Genomic DNA, 23,025 nt, shown 5'->3' with positions numbered 1-23,025 from the left:
CGGCAGAGGGCGGACGACGACTGATGGCAGTCGCCGCCCATCCTTTTACCTGAAGTGGCCGGGAAAGGGTGACCGGATTGCGGAGCAAGCGGTCACGCCTCAGGCATCAGTTACAGGCGCCGGCGTCGCGCCAGACCTTGCCACTGCCTTCGCCACCGACAGTGGCAGCAGACGGCTCGTTGCCTTTGGTCCACCAGCGGGCGATGTAGTAGCGGCCGTTGTGGCTGACCTTGTCGTTGGCCAGGTAGGTACCTTGACGGCTCCAGGCGCCCAGGCAACCGGCTGGCGTTTCCACGCTGTCGGCCAGCACGGTCACGCTATGGTCGCGGCTGACCGTGTGGCTGCCGTTGCCCAGGTTCAGGGTGAAGCGGTAGCTGGTGTCCTTGTCGCTCTTGGGCGCGACAAAGGTCAGTTTCGATCCCGAGGCCTGGAAGGCGACGCTGGGCGTCACGGTCCATTGGTAGCTCAGCGCTAGACCGGCCGGATCGCTGGAGCCTGCGGCATCCAGGGTCACCGTTTCACCGCCCTTGGCCTGGCTGACGCCGGCGATGCTCGCCACCGGCGGCTTGACCGGCGCCGGCTTCTCGGCCAGGACCTTGACCTGATGGGTGCGGGTGGCGCTGTGCTTGCCGTTGTTCACCGTCAGGTTGACGTTGTAGGTGACATCCTGCTCGGCCTTCGGGGCGACGAACTTCATCAGGTCGCCAGCGGCTTCAAAGGCGACGCTAGGGTTGACGCTCCAGCTGTAGCTGAGCTTCAGGCCCGCCGGGTCGCTGGACCCGCTGGCGTTGAGGTAGACCGTTTCGCCCGGCTTGGCCTGGCTGGTACCGCCGATCACGGCCACCGGCGGTTTGACTTCCTCCACCGGTGGCTCGACCGGTTTCTCACCCTCGCTCTGGCACGGGCCCAGGTCCCGCCAGACCTTGCCGGCGCCGTCCGGGCCGGTGGTGCTGGCCAGGCCCGGCTCGGCGCCGGAGGTCCACCAGCGAGCCTGGTACTGACGACCTTTCCACTGCACCACATCGTTGCCGACGTAAGTGCCTCTGAGCGTCCATTCCGGTTTGCAACTGGCGGTGCCGGCCTTGCCCTTGATCAGCATCTCGTGGGTCCGGGTGCTGCTCTGCTTGCCGTTGCTCAGGGTCAGGGTGAAACGGTAGCGGGTGTCTTCCTGCAGCTCGGGCGCGGTGAAGCTGATGCGCGCGCCGTCGTAGTCGAAGTCCAGGCGCGGCGAGGCTTCCCAGGCGAAGCTCAGGGCATTGCCCTGGGGATCGCTGGAGGCCGAGGCATCGAGGACGATCCTGTCCCCGGCGTTGGCTTCGGTCTTGCCGCTGATCACCGCCACCGGAGGTTCACCGGCATTCACCGGCTTGAGGGACGCGGCCTTGACCTCGTTGTCGGCGCTGAATTCGCCGTCGGCCAGCAGGGTCCAGGCGCCGTTGGCACTGCTGCTGCCATAGACCTGATAGCCCTTGATGTTGCCGCTCAGGCCGGCGTCCTGGCGCGGCAGGTAGTGCAGTTGCGAGAAACGGCTGTCGGCTCCCAGGTCGATCAGTATTTCATGGGGGTAGCGCGCCCCCGCCGCCGTGCTCCAGTAGGAGTTGGGGTTGCCGTCGATGGCGTGGTTGCCGACCGCTGCGCCAGGCACCGCGCTGCTGGTGGACATGACCTTCCAGCTATTGCGGGGCAGGGCCTTGCCCTTGGCATCCACCAGCAGCAGTTCGGCGACGCTGGCGTTGTCCTTGCCGTCCACCGCGGAGGTGGCGACGAATTTCAGGTAGCGGCCCTGGGCCGTGTCCTGGGTCAGGCCATAGGCGTGGCCTTCAAGCACCTGGTCCTGGGTGGCGCGGTGGTCGGTGTTGACCGCCAGGTACCAGCGTCCCGGCTGCGGGTTGTTGACCCCCAGGGAGACGTTGTGGCTGCGTGCCGAGCGATAGTCGTAGCTCGAGCCGCTGGGCTGGGCGCCGCGCTTGAGCAGCAACTGGATCTGGCCGGCCTTCTCGGTAAGTTCGCCGTCCACCACGGTGAATACCAGGCGCCGGGTGCCTTCGGGCACATCCACCGGGAAGTAGCGCGTCTGACCGCTGGCCAGGGTGACTTTCTGGTTGAGGATCGAGGTGCTTTGCTCCTGTTCGAGCGGAATCACGGAAGGGCTGTAGGCCGACATCAGCGCCGCGTTTTCCCGCCAGACCCGGGCCATGTTGGCGGTTGTCGCGTTGCCCAGCGGCACGCCGCGGCTGTCCTTGACGTCCGGGTTGGAGAAATAGCCCACATGGTTGCCGCAGAGGATAGTGCCGACCCGACCGTTGTTGTAACCGAAGCGGTAGTGGCTGCCATCGGAGCAGTGGCTACCGCCGATGTTGTGGGCCAGTTCGTGACGGAACACGGTGGACGATTTGATGGAGTTGATGGTGTAGCGCCCGGGTAGCTGGCCCCAACCCACAGCGGTGTTCTCCCCGGGGATGCCAACGACGAAGCTGGCGACCACGTCCGGGCTGTAGCGGCGCATGCCTTCGGCGAAGACGTTGCGCACCTGATTCACGTTGGGGCTGGTGATGGCGACATCCTTTGGCACAACTTGAGTGCCCACCAGGCGCAGGCGCACGCCCTGCACCTTGGACTGTTGCAAGGCGCGGTTGACCGAGGCTACCTGGACCAGGGCGTAGGCTTCGTGGTCACCGATATAGTCGGCGGCGGCCTGGGAGAACCCGGCCAGCAGGTCGATCACGGTTTCGCCCTGGACGTTGCGGTCGACCTGGAAACTGCGCAGGCCGCTGCGTGATTCCTTCTGGGCTGGCGGCTCGCTGCCGTCATTGGCGATGTAGTCGACGCTCGACGGGTCAAAGGCCGCCCCGGGGTCGAGGTGGATCAACGACTGCTGGCCGTTGGCGTCGCCGCGAATGATCGCATTGGCGTCCGGCAACAGGGCGAGAAAGCTGCCGTCGGGACGCGCGGCGAGGGTCATCTCTCCGGGGGCGCTGAGGGTACGGGCACGTCCTTCCAGCTGGCCGGTCATGACCCGCAGATCCTTGAAGGTATCGTCCTGTTGCGGGACCAGGCTGCGGATGCGCATCCCGGTGACCTGTTGCAGCTGTTCGGTGCCGGTTTCGGCCGCGCCGAATGGCATGGCCCTGGCACCGGGCATCGGCAGGTTGATGAAGTGACCCTGGGTCACCGTCGCGCCCTGAGTCGCATCGGGAGTGGGCTGGCCGACATCGGCCTGCACCATGCCCAGGGGCAAGAGCAGGGCGGCGCCCAGGCTGGCGCCCCAAAGGCGGGTAGCGCGGGACAAGGCAGTCAATCTGAAGCTCGACATAACTATTCCTGGAGAGTCTCGGCGCGGTGCGAAACCTGGCGAACAGGACCGCTAAAGCGTCCGCGCTGAGAAGGTGGATAAGGAGTTTTGCCGGCGGAGGGCATCATAGGCAGGGGCGCTCCGGGCGTACATCGAACAGGGGGCTTTTCGTACCGGTCCTAGGTGCCTGGCAGGATCGCCGGAGTGGGTGGGGCGGAGCGTCCAGGCCGCTAAACAACAGCATGGGTGCGGTGCCACAGAGAGGTTGGCGAGGTCACGCAGGCAGCGGCCGCAGGAGCCGTCGCCTGTGCTGGGGGAAGGGGGCTGGTTGCCGGGGGCGTGAAGCCCCCGGCGGCTGTCAGTGACAGGGGCCGAGGTCGTTCCAGACCTTGCCGCTGAAGTCCGGCCCGGTGAACGCCGGGTTGCCCGGCTCCTGGCCTTGGGTCCACCAGCGGGCGAGGAAGAAGCGCCCGTTGTGGCTGACTTTCTGACCGCCCAGGTAGGCCTTGCTGCGATTCCAGGCAGCTGTGCAGCCGGGCGCCGTTTGCGGTGGGGCGAGGACCGTGACGCTGTGCTCGGCGGTGGCGGTTTTCTGGCCGTTGTCCACGCTCAGGGTGAAGCGGTAGCGGGTGTCCTGCTTGAGCTGCGGGGCGTTGAAGCTGACGCTTGCGCCGTCATGGCTGAAGTCCAGTGCCGGCGTGACTTGCCAGGCAAAGCTCAAGGCTTTGCCTTGTGGGTCGCTGGAGCCCGAGGCATCCAGCAGCACCCGTTCACCGGCGTTGGCCTGGCTACGACCGCTGATCACGGCGACAGGTGGCAGGCTGGCCTCGACTGGCTTGAGGGCAACGGACTTGACCTCGTTGTCGGCACTGAACTCGCCTTTGGCCAGCAGCGCCCAGGCGCTGGTCGGGCTGTCGCCGCCATACACTTCGTAGCCCTTGATGTTGCCGGCGGCATCGTTGTTTTGCCGCGGCAGGTAGTTCAAGGAGGAGAAGCCCCGCTCTGCTCCGAGGTCGATGATGATCTCGTGGGGATAGCGGGCGCTGCCCGAACTCCAGTACGAGCTCGGTTTGCCATCGACGAACCACAGGCTGTTGTCGATGCCGGAGGTCTTGCCGTTGACCGAGTGGACGCGCCAGCCGCTTCTTGGCAGCGGCTTGCCCTTGGCGTCGGCCAGGAGCAGTTCGGCGATGCTGGCGACGTTGCTGCCGTTGATCGACGACGTGGCGAAAAAGCGCAGGTAGCGAGCCTGGCTGGTTTCCCGGGTCTTGGCGAAGACATGGCCTTCAAGCAACTGGTCGCTGGCGCTCTTGTTCTTCTCGGCTCGTACCCCGACGTACCAGCGTCCGGGCTTGGGATGATTGACCCCCAGGGCGACGCCATGGTTTTCCAGGGAGCGGTAGTCATAGTCGCTGGCGCTGGGGCGGGCGCCGTGCTTGAGCAGCAGTTGCACCTTGCCCGCGCGTTCATGGCGCGGGCCGTGGTTGATCGACAACGCCAGGCGCTCGGTGCCCTCGGGAATGTCCAGAGCCTCGTAGTGGATCGCGTCCCGTCGCAGGTCGATGGATTTGCTCAGCAGCGGTTGGGCTTCCTCGTGATCCATGGGAATCACCGCCGGGCTGTAGGCGGACATGCGCTGGGCGCCTTCACGCCACAGGCGGGCCATGTTGGCGGTGCCCAGCTGGCCCAGGGGCACGCCCAGGTTGTCCCTGACCTCCGGGTTGGAGTAGTAGCCCACGTGGTTGCCACACAGGATCGTGCCCACCCGGCCGTTGTGGTAGCCGAAACGGTCGCTGCTGCCGTCCGAGCAATGATCGCCGCCGATGTTGTGCCCCACCTCGTGGCGGAAGGTGGTGGGGGACTTGATGTTGTTGATCGAGTAGCGGCCGTTGATATTGCCCCAGCCGAGCATGGTGTCGACCCCCGGGGTGCCGACGAAGAACCCGGTCACCAGGTCGGGGCTGTATTGCCGCATGCCTTCGGCGAACAGGGTGCTGACCTTGCGCATGGTGCCGTCGGGGCCGGAGGTGATCGGGTGATCCTCGGCAATCACCTGGGTGCCCACCAGGCGCAGGCGTACCCCTTCGATCTGTGACTGGCGCAAGGCATGGTTGACCGAGGCGACCTGGGCCAGGGCGTAGGCTTCGTGGTCGCCGATGTAGTCGGCGGCGGCCTGGGAGAAACCGGCCAGCAGATCGATGACGGTTTCGCCCTGGGCGTTGCGGTCGACCTGAAAGCTGCGCTGGCCGTTGCGAGTCTGCAGCAGGTTGGGCTCCTGGGCTTGCTCGGACTGCACATAGTCGATGTTGCCGGGCGCATGGGAGTGCCTGGTTTCGGCGGGGATCAGCGTCTGCTGGCCATTGGCATCGCCGCGAATGGTGGCATTGGGCAGCAGGGCAATGAAGCTGCCGTCGCTGCGGGCAGTGACGATGACATTGCTTTCACCGAATGCCAGGCGAGCGGGGCCCTGGGCCCGGCCCACCAGGACCTTGATGTCCTTGAAGCGATCGTCCTGATCCAGGCGCAGGGCGCCGATGCTCAGTCCGGTGGCCTGGGTCAGGCGCTCGGTACTGGCGGCAGGCGCGTTGCGCAGCCTGGGATCGGGGTTCAAGGCCTGGATGTCGATGAACGGGCCGCTGATCACCGCGGCGCTGGCAACGGCAGATGTGGCGGGTGATGTCTCGTCGGCCAGGGCCGGGTTGGCCAAGGGCATGAGCAGGACGGCACCCAGGCCGGCTGCGCGGATGGCGTCGGCCAGGGAAAGGGGAGGCAATGTGCGGTGGGGCATAACCACTCCAGGAAAGGCACAGCGCAGTGCGAAACCTGTTTGGGGAATCGTTGAGTAACAGGCGCTGATGAGGTGTGTTTGGGAGGTTTGCCGGCGCGATGAATCTTATGAATCGACCTGTTGCTTGTACATGTCCGCCAGGCCTTTTCGGTCATGTACGAGGCGTTGGGTGGCCGGAGATGCCAAGCGGCGGTCGGGAAAGCAAGCGCGCAAAAGTGCGGTAAACTGCCGGCCATTGCCTCCCTGTGCTGACTTTTTCCTACGGTACCCCCAATGACATTCGCCACTCTTGGCCTGATCGACCCCTTGCTGCGCGCCCTTGAAACCCTCGGCTACCAGACCCCTACCCCGGTACAGGCACAAGCCATTCCGGCGGTGCTGGGCGGTCGTGACCTGATGGCGGCGGCCCAGACCGGCACCGGCAAGACTGCCGGTTTTGCCTTGCCGCTGCTGCAGTTGCTGACCATGGAAGGGCCGAAGGTCGACAGCAACTCGGTGCGCGCGCTGATCCTGGTGCCGACCCGGGAGCTGGCCGAACAGGTCCACGAAAGCGTGCGTCAGTACGCCGAGCACCTGCCGCTGCGCACCTACGCGGTGTACGGCGGGGTCAGCATCAACCCGCAGATGATGAAACTGCGCAAAGGTATCGATCTGCTGGTGGCGACCCCGGGGCGTCTGCTGGACCTGTTCCGCCAGAACGCGGTGAAGTTCAGCCAGTTGCAGACCCTGGTGCTGGATGAGGCCGACCGCATGCTGGATCTGGGCTTCTCCGAGGAGCTCAAGAGCATCTATGCCGCGCTGCCGAAGAAGCGCCAGACCCTGCTGTTCTCCGCCACGTTCTCCGACGCCATCCGCCAACTGGCCGGGCAGATGCTCAACGACCCGCTGAGCATCGAGGTCAGTCCGCGCAATGTGGCCGCCAACACGGTCAAGCAATGGGTGGTGCCGGTGGACAAGAAGCGCAAGCCGGAGCTGTTCAGCCACCTGCTGCGCAAGAACCGCTGGAAGCAGGTGCTGGTGTTCGCCAAGACCCGCAACGGCGTGGATGCGCTGGTGGAAAAGCTTCAGGGCCAGGGCGTGAACGCCGACGGCATCCATGGCGACAAGCCCCAGGCCACGCGCCAGCGCGCCCTGGACCGGTTCAAGGCCAGCGAGATCCAGATCCTGGTGGCCACCGACGTGGCGGCCCGTGGCCTGGACATCGAAGACCTGCCGCTGGTGGTCAACTTCGACCTGCCGATCGTCGCTGAGGACTACATCCACCGCATCGGTCGTACCGGCCGTGCCGGCTCTACCGGTGAGGCGATTTCCCTGGTGTGTGCCGACGAAGTCAACCTGCTGTCGGCAATCGAGATGCTCACTCGCCAGACCTTGAAGCGCCATGAAGAGCCGGATTTCGAGCCCGAGCACCGGGTACCGGAAACCGACGCCAGCGGTCAGGTGGTGAAAAAACCGAAAAAGCCCAAGAAACCGAAAACGTCCGGCGGTGGCGGCAAGCGCAACCTGGGCAAGTGGGTGGACAGTGGTGAAGTGGCCGAAGCCCCGGCGGTGAAACCGGTACGCAAGGTCCCGGCGTTCAACACCGGGCCACGCAAGCGCAAGCCTTGATCTGAATTGTGCTGACCTCTTCGCCGGCCAGTCGGCTCCTACAATCCCCCGTAGGAGTCGGCTGGCCGGCGAAGCTATTTATGGCCGGTGTTGCAGCCACTCCAGCATTCCCAGCCCGGCCCGACGGCCGCTGGCAAAGCAGGCGGTCAGCAGATAACCGCCGGTGGGGGCTTCCCAGTCGAGCATTTCCCCGGCGCAGAACACCCCGGGCAGTTGCTCCAGCATCAGTCTTTCATCCAGCGCTTCGAAGGCGACGCCGCCGGCGCTGCTGATAGCTTCGTCCAGGGGCCGTGGGCGTATCAGGGTCAAGGGCAGTGCCTTGATCGCCGCCGCCAGGCGCGCCGGATCGTTGAAGGTGTCGGCGCCCGTCAGCTCCCGCAGCAACCCCGCTTTCACCCCCTCGATCCCCAACTGACTCTGCAGGTGCTTGGCCATGGAGCGCGAGCCACGCGGCTTGGCCAGGGCGGCCTGGACCTTGTCCCGAGGCTTGCCCGGCAGCAGGTCGATATGAATGGTGGCTTGCCCGTGTTGGTGGATGCTGTCGCGGATCGGCGCCGACAGGGCATAGATCAGACTGCCTTCGATACCGCTGGCAGTGATCACGCATTCCCCCAGCCGGGGGATGTCGTCATTGAGGCCAATGGCCACGTTCTTCAGCGGCGCCCCGGCGAATTTGCTGCGCAGCAACTCGCTCCAGGCACTGACCTCGAACCCGCAATTGCTTGGTTGCAAGGGGGCTACCTGCACTCCGCGCTGTTGCAGCAGGGGCAGCCACGCTCCATCGGAACCCAGGCGCGACCAACTGCCACCGCCCAGTGCCAGCAGGGTGGCATCGGCCTCTACCGCGCGCTCGCCTTCGGGGTGCCGGATGCGCAGGCTGCCGTCGGCATTCCAGCCCAGCCAGCGGTGCCGGGTGTGGATAACCACCCCGGCGTCGCGCAGGCGCTTGAGCCAGGCGCGCAGCAGCGGCGCGGCTTTCATGTCGGTGGGGAAGACCCGTCCCGAGCTGCCGACGAAGGTGTCGATACCCAGGCCGTGAATCCACTGGCACAAGGCCTCGGCGCCGAACTCGCGCAGCAGCGGGGCGATGTGCGGGGCTCGCTCGGCATAGCGCGAGAGGAAGGCCGGGTAGGCTTCGGAGTGGGTGATGTTCATGCCACCGACCCCGGCCAGGAGGAACTTGCGGCCCACCGATGGCATGCCGTCGTACAGATCGACCCGAACGCCGGCCTGGCTCAGTACCTCGGCAGCCATCAGGCCGGCGGGACCGCCGCCGATGATCGCGACGTGGGAAGTAGGGGAGGGGGACATCAAAAAGCCTAGAAAATGGGAGGGGTGGTTATTGTAAGCACTGCTCGGGAACAGCAGTTGCTGGATGAGTTGCCGGCCATTGGTACAACGTCATGACCGGCAGTAACCAAGTCCTTGACTAAATCTGCACGAACCCCGTAAACGCATGATGCAGTCGCGCCGGCCAGTGCAGTCTTCATCTAAAACTACCGGTACCCATCTGGGTTATTCGACTGCCAACGCCACGTATCCTCCATCATCTCCTTCAACCCGAGCTCCGCCTTCCAGCCCAGATCCTGAAGTGCCTTGGACGGGTCTGACCAGCATTGCGCAATGTCGCCTTGGCGACGTTGGGAGAACGTGTGGGGAATGCTGCAGCCAGAGGCGTCCTCAAAGGCCTGGATCATCTCCAGTACTGAGTAACCCACCCCAGTCCCGAGGTTCCAGGCATTTATACCGGTGTGCTGGGAAATGTAGTTCACGGCTGCTACGTGCCCTTTGGCAAGATCAACGACATGAATGTAGTCCCGAACACCGGTGCCATCGGGGGTCGGATAGTCGTTGCCATAGATGGAAAGCCTTTCGAGTTTTCCCACTGCGACACGGCTTATGTAGGGCAGTAGATTTTCCGGCAGGCCGTTGGGGTCCTCGCCCAGAAGTCCACTCTGATGTGCGCCCACCGGATTGAAGTAGCGCAGCAGGGCAACTGACCAGCGTGGATCGGCAGTTGCCATATCCTGCAGCATCTTTTCGACCATTAACTTGGAGGTGCCATAGGGGTTGGTAGGTGTTCCCAGCGGGCAGCTCTCGACAATCGGTATCTGCACCGGGTCGCCGTACACTGTGGCGGAGGAACTGAACACCAGGCGGTAGACGCCTGCGGTGGCCATGGCCTGGCACAAGGTGATGCTGCCACTCACGTTGTTCTGATAGTAGGACAAGGGCTGCTTTACGCTCTCACCGACGGCTTTCAGGCCAGCGAAGTGCAGTACCACATCAATCTCGTGCTGGGTAAAAATACGGTCAAGGATGGCGCGGTCGCAAACATCACCTTGAACAAATACAGGGGTGCTACCGGTAATTTGTTGCACGCGCTGTAGCGAGAGCATGGAACTATTGCACAGGTTATCCAGAACCACCGCTTCGTGGCCTGCTTGAAGCAATTCCAGCAATGTGTGTGAACCGATATACCCTGCACCGCCAGTTATTAAGAACCGCATAGTTATGAGCCTGTTTCAAGTGAGTGCTGACAGTCCGGCCGCAGTATTATCTGGATCTGATGGTGGATTGTGAAAAATGATACAGCACTGCCAATAGGTTTTTAACGCTTTCATTCTGACAACATAATAAAATTTGCTCGCGTCAAGCCCGATGTCCAGTGCGCTTGTCAGATCGCGAGATCTTGCTTTTGATCACTCGCAAACGTGGTCCCCTCACACAAATACACGGTGATGTCCCGGAAAAAGCGCTCGACCATGTTCATCCAAGAGCTGAACGTCGGGGGGGGAATGCACTTGGAAGTGTTTATGTTTTTCCTGCGACGCTTTCATATTGGGATGTTTGTGGGGGGTGTAGTTGTCGGTAATCAAATGCAGTTGTAGATGCTTGGGTATTTCTCGATTGATCTTCTTGAGAAACTTCCAGCCACTGTTGATGCCGATGTTGATATTCAATATTCCTAATCAAATGCCCCTGAAGTGAGTCCAGGCCGTGAACAGCGTGGCGGTGCCATGACGCACATAATCGTGCGACTGCATGATGCTTCGGCAACTCCATCGAGCTTTACCGATGCGAGGTTGAGTGACTGGCTCAAGGACGCGACGCACAGCTTCGCGGGGCAGAAAAGGTTTACGGCCCCACCTGGCTTATCGAGCAAACCGTTATCTGGCAACGAGTGCGGGCGTCGAAAAACGCCAGGGAGGTGTGTCGCTACCCTGATCAAAAAACAGACACCGCTCTACAAGCCTTGCAGAGCAAGGGATCTAGCGCCTTTCACTCAGGTTATCCACAGGCAGCTCCACAGGTATTGGGGGTAAGCGATCCACAACAACATGACCGTCTGGTGACATTGATCAAAAAACAGGCGATAGCCTTGAAGCCCCGTAGAGCAAGGGCTGTAGAGGCTTTCTCCCAGGTTATCCACAAGCGGTTCCACAGTGGATGTGGGTAAGGCCGCAAGGGCTCAGTAGCAGCCTGACGACTCCCAGACGCGTTGTGCGCTGTGGTGGAGGATGCCGTGGCGTCGGGCCAGGGCCTGGCGGTCCTTGCTGTAGCCGCCGCCGATCACGCCGACCACCGGGATGTCGCGGCCCAGGCAGTGGCGCATGACCCGCTCGTCACGCTCGGCCAGGCCGGCGTCGGTGAGCTTGAGGTAGCCCAGGGCATCGTCCTGGTGCACGTCGACCCCGGCGTCGTAGAGCACTAGATCCGGCTGATACAGGGGCAGCAGGTAGTTGAGAGCGTCGTCCACCACCTTGAGGTAGTCGGCGTCGCCCATGCCCATGGGCAGCGGGATATCCCAGTCGCTCTGGGCCTTGCGTGCGGGGAAGTTCTTTTCACAGTGCAACGAGACGGTCACCGCGTCGGGGGTATGTTGCAGGATCCGAGCGGTGCCATCGCCCTGATGCACGTCACAGTCGAAGATCAAAACCCGCCCCACACGCCCGCTTTGCAGCAGGTAATGGCTGATCACGGCCAGGTCGTTGAAGATGCAGAACCCCGCCGGGTAGTCGTAGTGGGCGTGGTGGGTGCCGCCGGCCAAGTGGCAGGCCAGGCCATGTTGCAGCGCCTTTTCGGCCGTCAGCAGGGAGCCGCCGACAGCGCGCACCGTGCGCCGGGCCAGGGCTTCGCTCCAGGGCAGGCCGAGACGCCGCTGGTCTTCCCGGGACAACTCGCCGCTCATGTAGCGTTCGATATAGCCAGGGTCGTGGGCCAGGGCGAGGATTTCGGCCGGGCACAGCTCGGGGCGCAGCAGATCGGCATCGTGGGTCAGGCCACTGTCCACCAGGTGGTCGCGCAGCAGGCGGAACTTGTCCATGGGAAAGCGGTGCTCCGCCGGGAACTCGGGGCTGTAGTCGTCGTGATAGATCAGTGGCAATGACATGGCATTTTCTTAGAGGAACCCGTGAAGGATCCTACCAGCGATGTAGACTTGCACCCACGGAAACGGAGGGGCCTGATGGAGCCAATACTGCAACTCGAAAGCGCGCGTCTGCTGCTGCGCCAGTGGCGTGACGATGATTTACCGGCATTTGCCGCGATGTGTGCCGATCCGCAGGTCATGCGCTACTTTCCCGCGCCCTTGAGTCGTCTGGAAAGTGCCGCGCTGATCGGGCGCATACGCGGGCATTTCGCCGAACATGGCTTTGGCCTCTGGGCGCTTGAACGTAAGGATAACGGTGCCTTTATCGGCTTTACCGGGCTGCTGGAGGTGGGCTTCGAAGCGACCTTTACCCCTGCGGTGGAGATCGGCTGGCGCCTGGCCCGGGAACACTGGGGCCTGGGGTATGCCAGCGAAGCGGCCTGGACCGCCTTGCGTTGCGCGTTCGATCGACTGGCCCTGGACGAAGTCGTGGCCTTCACCACCCGCAATAACCTGCCGTCGCAGAAAGTCATGCAGGCCATTGGCATGCATCACGCGGCCCAGGAGGATTTCGAACACCCTAAACTCGCCGCCGATCATCCGTTGCGCGAGCATGTGCTGTACCGCATTACCCGCGAACAATGGCTGGAAACCTTGCATGGATAGCAGGCGCGCACGTTTAGAATGTGCCGACGAGATACCTGGCCCCAATTGATATCACCGCCGCAGCCGAGATTGCGCGGTGTTGCCCTGTGTGAGGAGAGTCTGAATGAGTCATGTGCTGGATGATCTGGTCGATCTGTTGACCCTGGAAGCCATTGAAGAAAACCTGTTTCGCGGTCGCAGCCAGGACCTGGGTTTTCGCCAGCTGTTTGGCGGCCAGGTGCTCGGCCAGTCGTTGTCCGCGGCCAGTCAGACGGTAGAGGAAGCACGCCACGTGCATTCCATGCACGGCTACTTCCTGCGTCCCGGCGACGCCGCCTTGCCAGTGGTCTACCAGGTGGATCGGGTGCGCGACGGTGGCAGCTTCAGCACCCGGCGGGTGACGGCGATTCAGAAGGGCAACCCGATCTTCACCTGCAGTGCTTCCTTCCAGTACGACGAAGAAGGCTTCGAGCACCAGAACAGCATGCCCCAGGTGGTCGGGCCGGAGAACCTGCCGTCGGAACTGGAAATCACCACCCAGCGTGCGCACCTGATTCCCGAGCACATGCGCGAGAAGCTGCTGTGCCCCAAGCCCATCGAAGTGCGCCCGGTGACCGAGAAGGACCCCTACAACCCGCAGCCGATGGACCCGGTGAAGTACGTCTGGTTCCGCGCCGACGGCGCCCTGGCGGACATCCCGGCCCTGCACAAGTACCTGCTGGCCTACGCGTCGGACTTCGGCTTGCTGACCACCTCGATGCTGCCTCATGGCAAGTCGGTGTGGCAAAAGGACATGCAGGTCGCCAGCCTCGATCACGCCCTGTGGTTCCACGCCGACCTGCGGGCCGACGACTGGCTGCTGTACGCCATGGACAGCCCCTGGGCCGGTAACTCCCGGGGCTTCTCCCGGGGCAGTGTGTTCAACCGTGCCGGTCAACTGGTAGCCTCGGTGACTCAGGAAGGGTTGATCCGTCATCGCAAGGATTGGGCATGAGTCTTTCAGACATAGAACATTGGGTGTTCGACATGGACGGCACCCTGACCATCGCCGTGCATGATTTCGCGGCGATCCGCCAGGCGCTGTCGATTCCTCCGGAGGACGACATCCTCACTCACCTGGCGGCCTTGCCGGCAGAGGAGTCTGCGGCCAAGCACGCCTGGCTGCTGGAGCATGAGCGCGACCTGGCCCTGGGTTCGCGCCCGGCGCCGGGTGCGGTGGAACTGGTGCGGGAACTGGCCGGACGCGGTTATCGCCTGGGCATCCTCACCCGCAATGCCCGGGAGCTGGCCCACGTGACCCTGGAAGCCATCGGCCTGGCGGACTGCTTTGCCGAAGCTGATGTGCTGGGGCGCGATGAGGCCCCGCCCAAACCCCATCCCGGTGGTTTGCTCAAGCTGGCCGAGGCTTGGGATGTGGCGCCGCAGCGCATGGTCATGGTCGGTGACTACCGCTTCGACCTGGACTGCGGGCGTGCCGCGGGAACGCGCACGGTGCTGGTGAACCTGCCGGACAACCCCTGGCCGGAGCTGACCGACTGGCATGCCCGGGATTGCGCGCAGTTGCGCGAACTGCTGTCGGCCTGAGGGCCTGTTCGCTGATAAGTCGGTTCTTACCCGTCCCGTAGGAACCGCCTTGCCGGCGAAAACGTCATTTCAGACAGCGCCTTTCTCTACTTGAACAGCGCCGCCTGCCCTGCGGGGGAGGTGAACATCTTGTCGCCGTCATGCCCGACCCCGGGCACTTCCACCAGCCGTTGTGGCAAGCCTTGCGGGTGACGCCGCATCAGGTAGTCGAAGTAGTTGTGCCCGCGAATCAGCCGGTAGGCGCCCTGGGTCTCGGCCGCGCAGCTCTTGTCCAGGGCCGGGTGGTTGGGGTCGATGTCCTGCTGGCCCAGCAGGTAGGTGATGTGGCGTGTCACGTAGCCTTGTTCGAGCTGCGCCGGGGATGGGGCGCTGGCATAGGCCGGGAGCCGGTTCAGGCCATATTTCCAGTCGTTGAACCCCGGGCAACTGGCCGGCTCGAAAGCCACCGGGCGCGTTGCATCGAAGTAGGCGTAGGACGACGGATTGGCGATCACGTAGCGCAGTTCGATTCCGGACTGCTTCAGCTCGGCATGTTGCCCTGTGGTCAGGGCATAGCGCTGCACCACCTGGGCGCCGCCGGAGTGGCCGGCAATCACCACTTCCTTGAGAGCAGGAAAGAACTGGCGGTCCTGCAGACGCTGGAGGACGGCATCCAGTACCGCGTAGGAGCTGATGGCCACGGGGCCGGCAGCAGGTTCGCCGGCCATCCAGTCATTACCTTTCCAGCGCAGTAGCGCGTCCGGTAGCTGATGGCGGGCGATGTCACTCTGGTTGAGAAACTGGGGGGCGATCACCAGGGTTGCGGCGCTTTGCCCTGCTTGTCGTGAAGCACTTTCGCCGCTCTTGAGGTAAGTCTGGGCGTTGCGCAGCCGACCGTGAACCATGATCAGCGCGCGCTGCACCCCAGGCAGTGGCTGGCGCCAGTCCTGGCTCAGGCCCAGGGCCAGTTGCCCGCCCTCCAGGGGCAGGCGTTCGGGGCTGACGACCTTGACTGTGTGTTCCGCGGCCTGGGCGCCCAGGCAGCCCAGGCACAGTAATGCCGCCAGCAGTCGGCCCATCTACAGGCTCTTGGCGGCGAAGGTGTCGCACTGGCCAACCTGGCCCTGGCTGAAGCCGGTCTTGAACCAGCGCACCCGTTGCGCCGAGGTGCCGTGGGTGAAGGAGTCCGGTACGACCCGGCCCTGGCCCTGTTGCTGCAGTCGGTCGTCACCGATGGCATTGGCAGCGTTCAGGGCTTCTTCCACATCCCCGGGCTCCAGCCAGTTCAGGCGCTTCTGCCCATGGTAGGCCCAGACCCCAGCCAGACAGTCGGCCTGCAATTCCTGGCGTACCAGTAGACCGCCGTCACCTTCCATTTGCCGGCCTTGCTGGCGTGCGGCCTGCATTTTCGCCGAGACCCCCAGCAGGGTCTGTACGTGGTGTCCGACTTCATGGGCAATCACGTAGGCCTGGGCGAAGTCGCCGGCAGCGGAAAAGCGCTGGGCCATCTCGCGGAAGAAGTCCATGTCCAGGTACACCTGCTGATCGGCAGGGCAATAGAAGGGGCCGCTGGCAGAGGTGGCGGAGCCGCAGGCGGAGTTGACCCGGCCACGGAACAGAATCAGCTTGGGCGCCTGATACTGGCGGCCGGCCTGCTGGAAGATCTGGCCCCAGGTGTCTTCGGTGTCGCCGAGGATGGCGCGGACGAACTCCGCCTGCTCGTCATTGGCCGGTGGGCTCTTGCGCGCCTGAGTGGTGGCCGGGGCCGAAGTCTGGCCGCTCTGGCCCACCAGTTGACCGAGGATCTGCAGCGGGTCCTGGCCGGTGGCCCAGCCGATACCGACGATCAGGATGATCGCCGTCAGGCTCAGCCCCTTGCCACCGCCAAAACGCAGGCCGCCACCACCGCCGCCACCGCTGTCATTTCGCGCATCCACGACGTTGTCGCTGCGCCGGCCTTTTTTCCAAAGCATGGGGGAGTCCTCGTTTTTTCTGCTGGTCAGTGTTGCTGCTGGCATGCAGCGGCGCCAGTCCGGTCGTCAGGGATTTTTGCGCACGCTACCATGGCCCGATTGCGGATCTCTCCGCTTCTGGCGCATTCGGGGCTTCCTATTGAACATCGATACCCGCATCAAATTCCGTCACTTGGTGTGTTTTCTTGAAATGGCCCGCCAAGGCAGCCTGGCGCGGGCCGCCGACGTGCTGTCGGTGAGCCAGCCGGCAATGTCGAAAACCCTCAAGGAACTGGAGGAGCTGCTGGACACTCGGCTGTTTGCCAGGAGCAAGGCCGGGCTCAGCCTGACCGAAGCCGGGCGAGCCTTCCTGCGCTATGCAGGGCCTTCGGTGCAGGCCCTGCGCGAAGGCGTCAGCAGTTTGCGCGGCGGCGAATACGCCGCCGGGCTGGTGCGCATCGGCGTGTTGTCCACGGTGGAAAGCCTGCTGCTGCCGGAGGTGATGCGGCGCCTGCACCAGCGGCATTCGGCGTTGACCGTGAGTGTGCTGACCGGCCCCAGCGCTCATCTGCTTTCGCAACTGCGAGTCGGTGACCTGGATCTGGTGGTTGGCCGCATGACCGAGAGTCCGGAGATCCACGGCCTGAGCTTCGAGCACCTGTACAGCGAATCCATGACCCTGGTGGCCCGCCCCGAGCATCCCCTGGCGGCCGGGCCCCTGGATCGCGATGCGCTCAGCGCCTATCCGCTGGTACTGCCCCTGGCTGGCACCAGCATTCGCAAGCACGCCGACAGCCTGTTCATTCAGTGCGGTATCGCCCAGTCGCAACAACGCCTGGAAACCCTGTCGGTGGCCCTGAGCCGGCGCTACACCCTGTCCAGCGATGCACTGTGGATAGCGCCACTGGATGCGGTGCGCCTGGATCTGGCCAATGGCGAGTTGCAGGAGCTGGATCTGGGCCTGCGCGAGCCCGGCGGTTCGGTGGGTATCTCCAGCAATGCCAGCCTGCCGCTGTCCCTGGCGGCGCAATGGGCGGTGGACGTGCTCAGGGAAGTGGGGCGGGCCTATCACGAGGGCAGTTATCCATAACCTTTTGGTTATGGATGGCGGGCGGCTTTTCAATTTTCCCCACTCCTGGTTTGTTTGAAACTGCGCCGGCTGCGCTCCATAAATCAAACAACAGGAGATCGACATGTCTGATGCAGACAACAGTCGCTTTGTGATTCGCGACCGTAATTGGCACCCCAAGGCCCTGACCCCCGACTACAAGACCTCCGTCACCCGCTCGCCGCGCCAGGCACTGGTGAGCATTCCGCAATCGGCCAGTGAAACCAGTGGCCCGGACTTTTCCCACCTGCGCACCGGGCGTTTTGATAACGACCTTTTGCTCAACTTCAACCACGGCGGCTTGCCGGTAGGTGAGCGGATCATCGTTTCCGGGCGAGTCTGCGATCAATACGGCAAGCCGATCCCCCACACCCTGGTGGAGATGTGGCAGGCCAACGCCGGTGGCCGCTACCGGCACAAGAACGACCGCTACCTGGCGCCCCTTGATCCGAACTTCGGCGGCGTCGGCCGAGCCCTCACCGACCGTGACGGCTACTACAGCTTCCGCACCATCAAGCCCGGGCCTTACCCATGGCGCAACGGTCCCAACGACTGGCGTCCGGCGCATATCCACTTCTCCATCAGCGGCCCGTCGATTGCCACGCGGCTGATCACCCAGCTGTATTTCGAAGGCGACCCGTTGATCCCGCTGTGCCCGATCGTCAAGTCCATCGCCAACCCGGACGCGGTGCAGAGTCTGATCGCGCGCCTGGACATGGGCAACGCCAACCCCATGGATTGCCTGGCCTACCGCTTCGACATCGTGCTGCGCGGCCAGCGCAAGACCCACTTCGAAAACTGCTGAGGAGCCTGCCATGCCTGTTCAATTGCTGCCTGAAACCCCCTCGCAAACGGCCGGCCCCTATGTGCACATTGGCCTGGCCCTGGCGGCGGCGGGAAATCCGACCCGTCCCGAGGAGATCTGGAACCAGATGGCCAAGCCCGATGCGCCGGGCGAGCGGATTCTGCTGATCGGCCATGTGTACGACGGCAACGGCCACCTGGTGCGCGACTCCTTCCTGGAGTTCTGGCAGGCCGATTCTGCCGGGGTCTACGACCCGGTGTTCGACACGGAAAAGCCCTTCAACTGCTTTGGCCGCACCGCCACCACCTTCGATGCCGGGGAATGGACCCTCCATACCGTCAAGCCCGGGGTGGTGAACAACGCCGCCGGCGTGCCGATGGCGCCGCACATCAACCTGTCGCTGTTTGCCCGGGGCATCAACATCCACCTGCATACCCGGCTGTACTTTGCCGACGAGCCGGAGGCTAACGCCCAGTGCCCGGTGTTGAACCTGATCGAGCAGCCGCAACGTCGGGAAACCCTGCTGGCCCACCCCTGTGAAGTGAACGGCCAGCGCGCCTACCGCTTCGATATCCGCATTCAGGGTGAGGGCGAGACGGTGTTCTTCGATTTTTGACCCAGCGTCCCGCCACCGATGGCAAGCTTCGGTCCTGACTGGTTTATGGAAGGTTGTTCCAAAAAATAGCCGGGCTCGGCTAATCTGCGCACAAGACGTTGTGCCGGGCCCCAAGGTCCGGCCTCGTCGCTTCTGGGCGGTCATCGAACCCTGCCGCGCAGTTCCCCAACCGGCCCGTTGTCACTAGAATCGGCCAAATTTTGTCGGGACCCGACCATGGCTGGCAGTCAAATCGAACGCGTCTTCAGCGTTCTCGAACGTCTTACCGGTGATCCCCGCGGCCTGCCGTTGCAGACCCTGGCGGAACAACTGGAGATCCCCAAAAGTGCAACCCATCGCCTGCTGGCGGAGTTGATTCGCCTGGGCTACGTGCGCCAGAACCCGGACAACCTGCGTTACCAGCTGTCCACCCGGCTGGTGGCCATGGGCTTTCGCTACCTTGCGGTCAGCGGCGCCGACATTGTCCAGCCGGTGCTCGATCGTCTGGCCCAGGAGTCCGGCGAGCTGGTACGCCTGGGGGTGATCGAAGGCGAGCGCCAGACCTGGATCGCCAAGTCCCAGGGCGCCCGTTCCGGTCTGCGTTACGACCCGGACATGGGCCGCGAGGCGCCGCTGTTCTACACCGCTTCCGGGCATGCCTGGCTGGCTACCCTGAGCGATGCCGAGGCCTTGTCGCTGGTGGAGCGCCAGGGCGTGGAGCCCCCGGCGGACCTGGGGCCCAATGCACCGCGCTCGAACATCGAGTTGCTCGAACGCCTGCGCCTGGCCCGCGACCAGGGCTACGCCTGGGTCGAGGAAAGCTCGGCGGTCGGCACCTCGGCGATTGCCGCCGTGGTGCGTCATCCCATCGATGGCCGGGTGGTGGGGGTGCTCAGCATCGCCGGCCCCAGCGCGCGCCTGCCGTTGGCGCGGCTGCATGAACTGGCGCCGTTGCTGCTGCGATTTGCCGAAGAGCTGTCGGCCGCCAGCCAGGCTTCCGAACTGTTCAACCTGTAGCCGCTGCCGAGCCTGCGAGGCTGCGCAAAGGCCCGCAGGGCCTTGCCTGGCGATCTACCGTCGAGCAGGTAGTGGTCTTGATATCGCCGCGTCTGTTGCACAGCCGTTCGCAGCCTGCGGCAGCGGCTACAAAGGCTTCGGTATGGCCTTGTCCTCTGTAGCCGCTGCCGAGCCTGCGAGGCTGCGCAAAGGCCCGCAGGGCCTTGCTTGGCGATCTACCGTCGAGCAGGTGGTGGCCTTGATACCGCCGCGTCTGTTGCACAGCTGTTCGCAGCCTGCGGCAGCGGCTACACGAGCCTCGGCTCGGCACAAAGCTGTTCGATAATCGGACGGTATTTTTTATCCCTCTTGTATGAAAGTGGAACTGAGTTCTAAATATTTGGAATTCATTGTCCCTATAACAATCACAAGAGGATCTTCCATTGAACCCGCCACTGCGCATTGCCCTGATCGGCGTCGGCAACATGGGGCAGCAGCACTACCAGCACCTCAATACCCTGGCCGAGGCCCGGCTGTGCGCCGTGGCCGATCCCGGGCCCCAGGCGCAAGCCATTGCCGGGCAATGGCAGGTGCCGCATTTCAGCGATCACCGGACCCTGCTGGAGGACATTCGCCCGGACGCGGTGATCGTCGCCAATCCCAACAACCTCCACGTCAGCACGGCCCTGGATTGCCTGGCCGCAGGCGTGCCGGTGCTGCTGGAAAAACCCGTGGGTGTGCACCTGGATGAAGTGCGCGAGCTGGTGGCGGCATCGCGCAACACGGGCGTGCCGGTGCTGGTGGGCCACCATCGACGACACAACCCGTTGATCGCCCGTGCCCATGAACTGGTGCACAGCGGCGCCTTGGGTCGCCTGACCAACGTCACCGCGCTCTGGCAGTTGCGCAAACCCGAGAGCTACTTCGATATTCCCTGGCGCCGCGAGGCCGGGGCCGGCATGTTGCTGACCAACCTGATCCACGACCTGGACCTGTTGCGCCACCTGTGTGGCGAAGTGCGACAAGTGCAGGCCATCACCAGCAACAGCGTGCGCGGCTACGCCAACGAAGATTGCGCCGCGGTGCTGTTGCAGTTCGACAACGGCGCCCTGGGCAGCCTGACCGGTTCCGATGCCGCGGCCGCGCCCTGGAGCTGGGAGCTGGATGCCGGGGAGAACCCGGTGTACCCGCGCCAGGCCGATCAGCCTTGCTACCTGCTGGCCGGCACCGAGGGCGCGCTGAGCATTCCCCAGCTCAAGCGCTGGCATTACGCCGAAGCCGGGGAGGGTTGGCATCAACCCTTGCTGATGCAGCAGGAAGCCTTTGATCCGGGCGAGGCCCTGCGCTTGCAATTGCTGCACTTCGTCCAAGTCGCCCGCGGCGAAGTCGCGCCCCTGGTCAGTGCCGCCGATGCCGCGCGCACCCTGGCGCTGGTTGAAGCGATTCGCCAGGCCGCGGCCACGGGTCGCGCCTGCACCCCCACCCCGATTGAGTGAACGACTGATGAGTGAGCGGATTTTTTCCCTGGCCAGCCTGACCGTGCTGGAGCTATCGCCACCGGAGATGGTGGAGGTGGCGGCCCGGGCCGGCTACAGCCATGTCGGCCTGCGCCTGGAACCGGCGACCCCGGAGGAGCATCACTTCCCGCTGGTGGCGGATGCCGGCTTGCGTCGCCAGACCCTGGCGCGCCTGCGCGATAGCGGCGTGCGGGTGCTGGATGTGGAGATCCTGCGGCTCAAGCCGCAGACCCGGGTGGGGGACTTCGAAGCGCTGCTGGCGGTGGGCGCCGAGTTCGCCGCCAGCGAGTTGCTGGTGGCGGGCAATGACCCGGACGAGGCGCGCATGACCGACAACTTCGCCGCCCTGTGCGATCTGGCGCGGCAGTACGGGTTGCACCCGCACCTGGAGTTCATGCCCTGGACCGACGCGCGTAACCTGGAGCAGGCCGTGCGGGTGGTGGAAAACGCCGGTCGTGACAATGGCTGTGTGCTGGTGGACGCCTTCCATTTCGACCGTTCGGGTTCGCGTCTGGCGGACCTGGCCAAGGTCGCTCCGGCGCGCCTGCGTTACGCGCAGTTGTGCGACGTGGCCGGGCCGCGTCCGGACGACATGCAGGAGATCCTGCGCCAGGCCCGTAACGAGCGGCGCTTTCCAGGGGAGGGCGATTGTGATCTGGCGGGGTTGCTCAAGTGTCTGCCGCCGGAGTTGCCCCTGAGCCTGGAAATTCCCACGGTGCAATTGCTCGAACAGGGCGTGAGTGCCTTGCAGCGGGCACAGATGGCGCTGGATGCAACTCGCGCGCTGCTGGCCAGGACCTGAGTGGGCGGGAGGGCTTTCGCCGGCAAGCCGGCTCCTACAAATACCCGCTAGGAGCCAGCTTGCCGGCGAAGCTGTGTCTTCAATCACCTTCAAGGAAAGCCCATGACCCGCAGCACGCCCCTTTCCGGGGTCAATCAGCCTTTCAAGGGCATCCTGCTGATCGTCCTGGCGACCTTCCTGTTCGCCAGCCACGATGCCCTGTCCAAATACCTCTCGGGGTTCTTCCCGGTGATCATTGTGGTCTGGGCCCGATACCTGGTCCATACCTTGCTGATGGCCGGGATCTTCCTGCCGCAATCCGGCCTGCGGGTGCTGCGCAGCAAGCGACCGCTGCTGCAAGTGCTGCGGGCCTTGTGCCTGCTCAGCACCAGCTTGCTGTTCACCTCGGCGCTGCTGTTCATCCCCCTGGCCGAGGCCACGGCGGTCAACTTTCTCGCGCCGGTGCTGGTCACCGCGTTGTCGGTGCCCTTGCTCGGCGAGCAGGTGACCCGCGGCCAGTGGCTGGCGGTGATCTGCGGTTTTGTCGGGGTGCTGATCATCGTCCACCCGGGCGGTGAACTCTTCACGCCGGCGGTGCTGCTGCCGTTCTGTTCGGCGCTGTTCTTCTGCTTCTATCAACTGCTGACCCGCAAGCTGGCCGAGCACGACAGCCCCACCACCAGCAACTTCTTCGCCGGGTTGTGCAACACCCTGGTGATGACGGCGCTGGTGCCGTTCTTCTGGCAGACCCCGGGGATTGTCCATGGCGTGCTGATGCTGGCGCTGGGGGCCTGTGGCATGTGCGCCCACCTGTTCCTGACCCAGGCCTTTCGCCATGCGGCGCCGGCGCTGCTGGCGCCCTTCGGCTATTGCCAGATTGTCTTTGCCGGGCTGCTGGGCTGGCTGCTGTTCAGCCACACGCCGGATGCGATTACCCAAGTGGGCATCGCCGTGATCTGCCTCAGCGGGCTGGCGGCGGCCTGGCAGCAACGCCGCCGCTGAG

General features: G+C 64.2%; 18 protein-coding genes and 1 pseudogene. 11 read left to right on the top strand and 8 right to left on the bottom strand.

The genetic code is table 11. The features are described from left to right. Window positions 1–106 precede the first annotated feature (106 nt). Window positions 107–3,313, bottom strand: coding sequence for a discoidin domain-containing protein (locus DWF74_RS11690; RefSeq protein WP_115581003.1), 3,207 nt, complete (start codon window positions 3,311–3,313; stop codon window positions 107–109). Between the two features lie 337 nt (window positions 3,314–3,650). Continuing rightward, complete coding sequence (locus tag DWF74_RS11685; protein ID WP_115581002.1) at window positions 3,651–6,080, bottom strand: discoidin domain-containing protein; 2,430 nt, start codon at window positions 6,078–6,080, stop codon at window positions 3,651–3,653. Between the two features lie 273 nt (window positions 6,081–6,353). Here DWF74_RS11685 and DWF74_RS11680 point away from each other — a divergent pair, with 273 nt between their 5' ends. Beyond that, a complete protein-coding gene (locus tag DWF74_RS11680; protein WP_115581001.1) occupies window positions 6,354–7,688 on the top strand; it encodes a DEAD/DEAH box helicase in 1,335 nt (444 codons plus the stop codon). A 78-nt stretch (window positions 7,689–7,766) separates the two neighbouring features. On the opposite strand, the gene DWF74_RS11675 is transcribed toward DWF74_RS11680, so the two are convergent. The 4 genes and pseudogenes from DWF74_RS11675 to DWF74_RS11660 form a co-directional block, all read right to left on the bottom strand. Then, window positions 7,767–8,999, bottom strand: a complete 1,233-nt coding sequence (locus DWF74_RS11675) for a TIGR03862 family flavoprotein (protein WP_115581000.1) — start codon at window positions 8,997–8,999, stop codon at window positions 7,767–7,769. Window positions 9,000–9,184: 185 nt separating this feature from the next. Continuing rightward, entirely contained in the window at window positions 9,185–10,198 is a 1,014-nt protein-coding gene (gene galE / locus DWF74_RS11670) for a UDP-glucose 4-epimerase GalE (RefSeq protein ID WP_115580999.1), read from the bottom strand. A 170-nt stretch (window positions 10,199–10,368) separates the two neighbouring features. Further along, window positions 10,369–10,860, bottom strand: a pseudogene (locus DWF74_RS11665) (transposase); the annotation flags it as partial. A gap of 300 nt (window positions 10,861–11,160) precedes the next feature. Then, window positions 11,161–12,081, bottom strand: coding sequence for a histone deacetylase family protein (locus DWF74_RS11660; protein WP_115580998.1), 921 nt, complete (start codon window positions 12,079–12,081; stop codon window positions 11,161–11,163). A 75-nt stretch (window positions 12,082–12,156) separates the two neighbouring features. Here DWF74_RS11660 and DWF74_RS11655 point away from each other — a divergent pair, with 75 nt between their 5' ends. The 3 genes from DWF74_RS11655 to DWF74_RS11645 all read left to right on the top strand — a co-directional run bounded on the left by DWF74_RS11655 (window position 12,157) and on the right by DWF74_RS11645 (window position 14,289). Continuing rightward, on the top strand, window positions 12,157–12,726 hold the full coding sequence (locus DWF74_RS11655) for a GNAT family N-acetyltransferase (protein WP_060841221.1): 570 nt from the start codon (window positions 12,157–12,159) through the stop codon (window positions 12,724–12,726). A gap of 103 nt (window positions 12,727–12,829) precedes the next feature. After that, window positions 12,830–13,699 carry an acyl-CoA thioesterase II gene (gene tesB / locus DWF74_RS11650; protein WP_102865388.1) on the top strand — a complete coding sequence of 290 codons (870 nt, stop codon included), beginning with the start codon at window positions 12,830–12,832 and terminating at the stop codon, window positions 13,697–13,699. Beyond that, a complete protein-coding gene (locus DWF74_RS11645; protein ID WP_102865389.1) occupies window positions 13,696–14,289 on the top strand; it encodes an HAD family hydrolase in 594 nt (197 codons plus the stop codon). The genes tesB and DWF74_RS11645 overlap by 4 nt, the downstream gene beginning before the upstream one ends. A gap of 86 nt (window positions 14,290–14,375) precedes the next feature. Here DWF74_RS11645 and DWF74_RS11640 read toward each other — a convergent pair whose 3' ends face one another. Both DWF74_RS11640 and ypfJ read right to left on the bottom strand, forming a co-directional pair. Further along, window positions 14,376–15,347: a hypothetical protein gene (locus DWF74_RS11640; RefSeq protein WP_102865390.1), complete on the bottom strand. Its 972-nt coding sequence runs from the start codon at window positions 15,345–15,347 to the stop codon at window positions 14,376–14,378. Continuing rightward, window positions 15,348–16,241 (bottom strand): KPN_02809 family neutral zinc metallopeptidase, encoded by an 894-nt coding sequence (ypfJ, locus tag DWF74_RS11635; RefSeq protein WP_110596228.1) that lies wholly within the window; start codon window positions 16,239–16,241, stop codon window positions 15,348–15,350. It abuts the gene before it with no gap. Window positions 16,242–16,380: 139 nt separating this feature from the next. Here ypfJ and pcaQ point away from each other — a divergent pair, with 139 nt between their 5' ends. The 7 genes from pcaQ to DWF74_RS11600 all read left to right on the top strand — a co-directional run bounded on the left by pcaQ (window position 16,381) and on the right by DWF74_RS11600 (window position 23,024). Continuing rightward, window positions 16,381–17,310, top strand: a complete 930-nt coding sequence (gene pcaQ / locus DWF74_RS11630) for a pca operon transcription factor PcaQ (RefSeq protein WP_102865392.1) — start codon at window positions 16,381–16,383, stop codon at window positions 17,308–17,310. 103 nt (window positions 17,311–17,413) lie between these two features. Next, window positions 17,414–18,133: a protocatechuate 3,4-dioxygenase subunit beta gene (gene pcaH / locus DWF74_RS11625; RefSeq protein ID WP_102865393.1), complete on the top strand. Its 720-nt coding sequence runs from the start codon at window positions 17,414–17,416 to the stop codon at window positions 18,131–18,133. A 10-nt stretch (window positions 18,134–18,143) separates the two neighbouring features. After that, window positions 18,144–18,749 carry a protocatechuate 3,4-dioxygenase subunit alpha gene (gene pcaG / locus DWF74_RS11620; RefSeq protein ID WP_102865394.1) on the top strand — a complete coding sequence of 202 codons (606 nt, stop codon included), beginning with the start codon at window positions 18,144–18,146 and terminating at the stop codon, window positions 18,747–18,749. A 216-nt stretch (window positions 18,750–18,965) separates the two neighbouring features. Then, on the top strand, window positions 18,966–19,745 hold the full coding sequence (locus DWF74_RS11615; RefSeq protein ID WP_102865395.1) for an IclR family transcriptional regulator: 780 nt from the start codon (window positions 18,966–18,968) through the stop codon (window positions 19,743–19,745). Window positions 19,746–20,167: 422 nt separating this feature from the next. Further along, window positions 20,168–21,220 carry a Gfo/Idh/MocA family protein gene (locus DWF74_RS11610; RefSeq protein WP_115580997.1) on the top strand — a complete coding sequence of 351 codons (1,053 nt, stop codon included), beginning with the start codon at window positions 20,168–20,170 and terminating at the stop codon, window positions 21,218–21,220. Window positions 21,221–21,227: 7 nt separating this feature from the next. Next, window positions 21,228–22,043: a sugar phosphate isomerase/epimerase family protein gene (locus DWF74_RS11605; protein ID WP_115580996.1), complete on the top strand. Its 816-nt coding sequence runs from the start codon at window positions 21,228–21,230 to the stop codon at window positions 22,041–22,043. Window positions 22,044–22,145: 102 nt separating this feature from the next. Next, entirely contained in the window at window positions 22,146–23,024 is an 879-nt protein-coding gene (locus tag DWF74_RS11600; protein ID WP_115580995.1) for a DMT family transporter, read from the top strand. Window position 23,025 lies beyond the last annotated feature (1 nt).

The sequence above is a fragment of the Pseudomonas protegens genome (assembly GCF_003363755.1).
Lineage (GTDB): Bacteria > Pseudomonadota > Gammaproteobacteria > Pseudomonadales > Pseudomonadaceae > Aquipseudomonas > Aquipseudomonas danubii.
The sequence above is the reverse complement of the archived record's forward strand: the minus strand, read 5'-3'. Positions and strand labels throughout refer to the sequence as shown.